Origin of the sequence: Streptomyces fuscigenes, from assembly GCF_021556455.1 — a bacterium.
Taxonomy (GTDB): Bacteria; Actinomycetota; Actinomycetes; order Streptomycetales; family Streptomycetaceae; genus Streptomyces; species Streptomyces fuscigenes.
Window position 1 is genome coordinate 1 of the sequence record NZ_JAKGCV010000541.1, and the last position, 3,287, is coordinate 3,287.

Below are 3,287 nucleotides of genomic sequence, written 5' to 3' on the forward strand. Positions count from 1 at the left end.
CGCCGCCGCGTCGGCCTCCGACAGGAGCGCGCCGCCGGCGAACGGGTCGGCCAGCACCTGCCGCCCGGGACCGCCGAACCCGACGACGAAGTGCCCCGGCAGCGCCACCCCGTGCACCGGGGCGCCCGCGCGGCGCGCCACCTCCATCCACACCACCGAGAGCAGGATCGGCAGGCCCCGCCGGCGCCGCAGCACCTCGGGCAGCAGCGACGACTCCAGCCGGCGGTAGTCGGCCGGTGCCCCGTGGAACCCCAGCCGCCCGCCCAGCAGGTCGCCCACCGCGCGGGCCCAGCCCGCGGGGTCGCGCGGGCCGAAGGGCAGCAGCCCCGCGAGCCGGTCCAGCTCGGCCTGCGCCTCGTCCACCCCGGCCTCACCCGTCGCCGGGTCGGCCTCGGCGCCGATCAGCAGGCACAGGAGCGCGAGGTCGGGCCGCTCGGCCCGCGCCTCCGCGGCGAACCTGCCGCGCCGCTCGTCCCTGTCGTACGGTTCCACCCCTGGTCCCACGGTCCCTCCGGTTGCTGCCGCCGGTGTCCGGCGCACCCTGTGCACGGCCCGGGCCAGGGGCCTCACGCCGGCCGGTAGTACCGGTAGCCGTGGTGCGCCGCGAAGCCCATGTCCGTGTACAACGCGCGGGCCGCCGTGTTCTCGTCCTCCACCTGGAGCCAGGCCGCCGAGGCGCCCTCCTCCAGCGCCCGGCGCGCGAGCGCCGCCATCACGGCGCGCGCGAGCCCCGTGCGCCGGTGCTCCGGGGCGACCTCCACCGCCATGAAGCCGGCCCAGCGCCCGTCCACCACGGCACGGCCGATCGCCGCCGCCCCCGCGTCCCCGCCGGCCGCCACCGTGGCGAACCACGTCGAGGGCCCGCTGCCCAGTACGGCCCTGACGTGCGGGCCGACGGCGTCGCCCGAGCGGTGGTAGCGGCGCAACCACGCGTCGGTGACGTCCCGTTCCAGCCGGACCCGCCCGACCGCGTCCGCCGCGGGGCCGTCCGGGTCCGCGACCGGGGCCAGGGCGCCCGTCCAGACCTCGGTGGCGCCCTCGGGCCGCCAGCCCAGCGCGGCCAGCCGGCCGCCCAGCCGCTCCTGGCCCTCGGCCGAGTCCGTCTCCAGCTGCACGTACGCGGGCAGGCCGCGCTCCCCGTACCAGTCCCGCACCCGCTCCAGGGCCACGGCGAGCTCCACGCCCGGATCGCCGGTCGGCAGGGCCGAGTTCGCCCGCCGGGTGAAGCCCTCGGAGGCCCGCAGCCGCCACGCGCCGAGCGGCGCCTCCTCCACCGGCCGCCAGGCCCGCGCAGCGACCTCGACCAGCTCGCCGCGGGCCGCGGCGGGCCCCCGGCGGCGCGCCGGCGCCTCGGGGACGACCTTCCCCGCCACCAGCGACGCCTCGTCGATGGCCACGGTCTCGCCCGACCGGCGCGTGACGAGGATCACCCCGTCGTTCCATGATGTGAGAACACCGACCGTGTCGGTGAACTTTCCGGCTCCGTCCGGCGCGCCGGTGAGCCGCCTGACTGATACCCGTTTGCCCAGATCAGAGGGATCGATCCGGACCTCGAGACGTCCTCCGCCGGCGATTTCCACAGCTCTGCCCGCCCCTCCTGTTCGGATCGTGCCCAGGAACGGAGATACTAGATGCGGGCATCGACGACGCCGCGCTCCCGCGCGCCCGTGGACGGAGCCGCAGATCGGCCCGCCGCGCCCTATGGAGGAGGAACGACAGCGTGACCTACGTCATCGCGCAGCCTTGTGTCGACGTGAAGGACAAGGCGTGCATCGAGGAGTGCCCGGTCGACTGCATCTACGAGGGCTCCCGGTCCTTGTACATCCACCCGGACGAATGCGTCGACTGCGGTGCCTGTGAGCCGGTCTGCCCGGTCGAGGCGATCTTCTACGAGGACGACACCCCGGACGAGTGGAAGGACTACTACAAGGCGAACGTGGAGTTCTTCGACGAGCTCGGTTCGCCCGGTGGCGCCTCCAAGCTCGGCCTGATCGAGCGGGACCACCCCCTCGTCGCCGCTCTGCCCGCGCAGAACGGCTGACCTTCGCGTCTGCGGTCCCGCACGGTCGTCGCCGTGCGGGACCGACGTGTTTGTGTCCGCAGCCGCGTCCGCACCGGCGCGTGCGGCGCCTGCGGACCCGTACGAAAGAGTGAGTGAGCACCGTGCCCGCACTGTCGCAGTCCCTGCCGGTCTTCCCCTGGGACAGGCTCAAGCCGTACGACGAGACCGCCCGGGCCCACCCGGACGGGATCGTGGACCTGTCCGTCGGCACGCCCGTCGACCCGGTCCCCGCCCTGGTCCGGCGCGCGCTGGCGGACGCGGCGGACTCGCCCGGCTATCCCACGGTCTGGGGCACGGCCGCGCTGCGCGACGCGCTCACCGGCTGGGCGGAGCGCAGGCTGGGCGCGCGCGGGCTCACCCACCACGGCGTGCTGCCGGTCGTCGGCTCGAAGGAGCTCGTGGCCTGGGCGCCCGTACAGCTCGGCCTCGGCGCGGGGGACCGCGTGGCCTACCCGCGCCTCGCCTACCCGACGTACGAGGTCGGCGCGCGCCTCGCCGGCGCCGGCCTCGCGCCGTACGACGACCCGACGCGGCTCGACCCCGAGGGCCTGAAGGTGCTGTGGCTCAACTCCCCGTCCAATCCGACGGGCCGGGTGATCCCCAAGGACGAGCTGACGCGGATCGTCGCCTGGGCCCGCGAGCACGGCGTGCTCGTCCTCAGCGACGAGTGCTACCTGGAACTCGGCTGGGAGGGCCCCGAGCCCGTCTCGGTGCTGCATCCGGACGTCTGCGGCGGCTCCCACGAGGGCCTGGTCGCGGTCCACTCGCTGTCGAAGCGCTCGAACCTCGCGGGGTACCGCGCGGCCTTCCTGGTCGGCGACGAGAACGTGCTCGGCGAACTGCTCCAGGTGCGCAAGCACGGCGGCATGATGGTGCCCTCGCCCGTCCAGGCGGCGACCGCCGCCGCGCTCGGCGACGACACCCACGTGGCGGAGCAGCGCGAGCGGTACGCGGCCCGGCGCGCGCCGCTGCGCGCCGCCCTGGAGGCCGACGGCTTCCGCGTCGACCACAGCGACGCGGGGCTCTACCTCTGGTCGACGCGCGGCGAGAACTGCTGGGACACCGTGGGCCGGCTGGCCGCGCTCGGCATCCTCGTGGCGCCGGGCGACTTCTACGGCGAGGCCGGCGCGCAGCACGTGCGGGTGGCGCTGACGGCCACCGACGAGCGGATCGACGCCGCCGTCAAGCGCCTCGGCGGCTGACGGGCCGCCCGACGGCGGCCGGC

At 75.7% G+C, this 3,287-nt stretch carries 4 protein-coding genes; 2 read left to right on the top strand and 2 right to left on the bottom strand.

Features of this window, described 5'->3' with window-relative positions; genetic code table 11:
* Window positions 1-492: transglutaminase-like domain-containing protein (locus L1885_RS25950; RefSeq protein ID WP_235799597.1), on the bottom strand; the 492-nt coding region annotated here is incomplete at its 3' end.
* 74 nt (window positions 493-566) lie between these two features.
* Window positions 567-1,580 (bottom strand): GNAT family N-acetyltransferase, encoded by a 1,014-nt coding sequence (locus tag L1885_RS25955; protein ID WP_235799598.1) that lies wholly within the window; start codon window positions 1,578-1,580, stop codon window positions 567-569.
* A 140-nt stretch (window positions 1,581-1,720) separates the two neighbouring features.
* On the opposite strand from L1885_RS25955, the gene fdxA reads away from it, so the two are divergent.
* Window positions 1,721-2,041 (top strand): ferredoxin, encoded by a 321-nt coding sequence (gene fdxA / locus L1885_RS25960; RefSeq protein WP_235799599.1) that lies wholly within the window; start codon window positions 1,721-1,723, stop codon window positions 2,039-2,041.
* Window positions 2,042-2,163: 122 nt separating this feature from the next.
* Window positions 2,164-3,264 carry a succinyldiaminopimelate transaminase gene (gene dapC / locus L1885_RS25965; RefSeq protein ID WP_235799600.1) on the top strand — a complete coding sequence of 367 codons (1,101 nt, stop codon included), beginning with the start codon at window positions 2,164-2,166 and terminating at the stop codon, window positions 3,262-3,264.
* The last annotated feature ends 23 nt before the right edge of the window (window positions 3,265-3,287 follow it).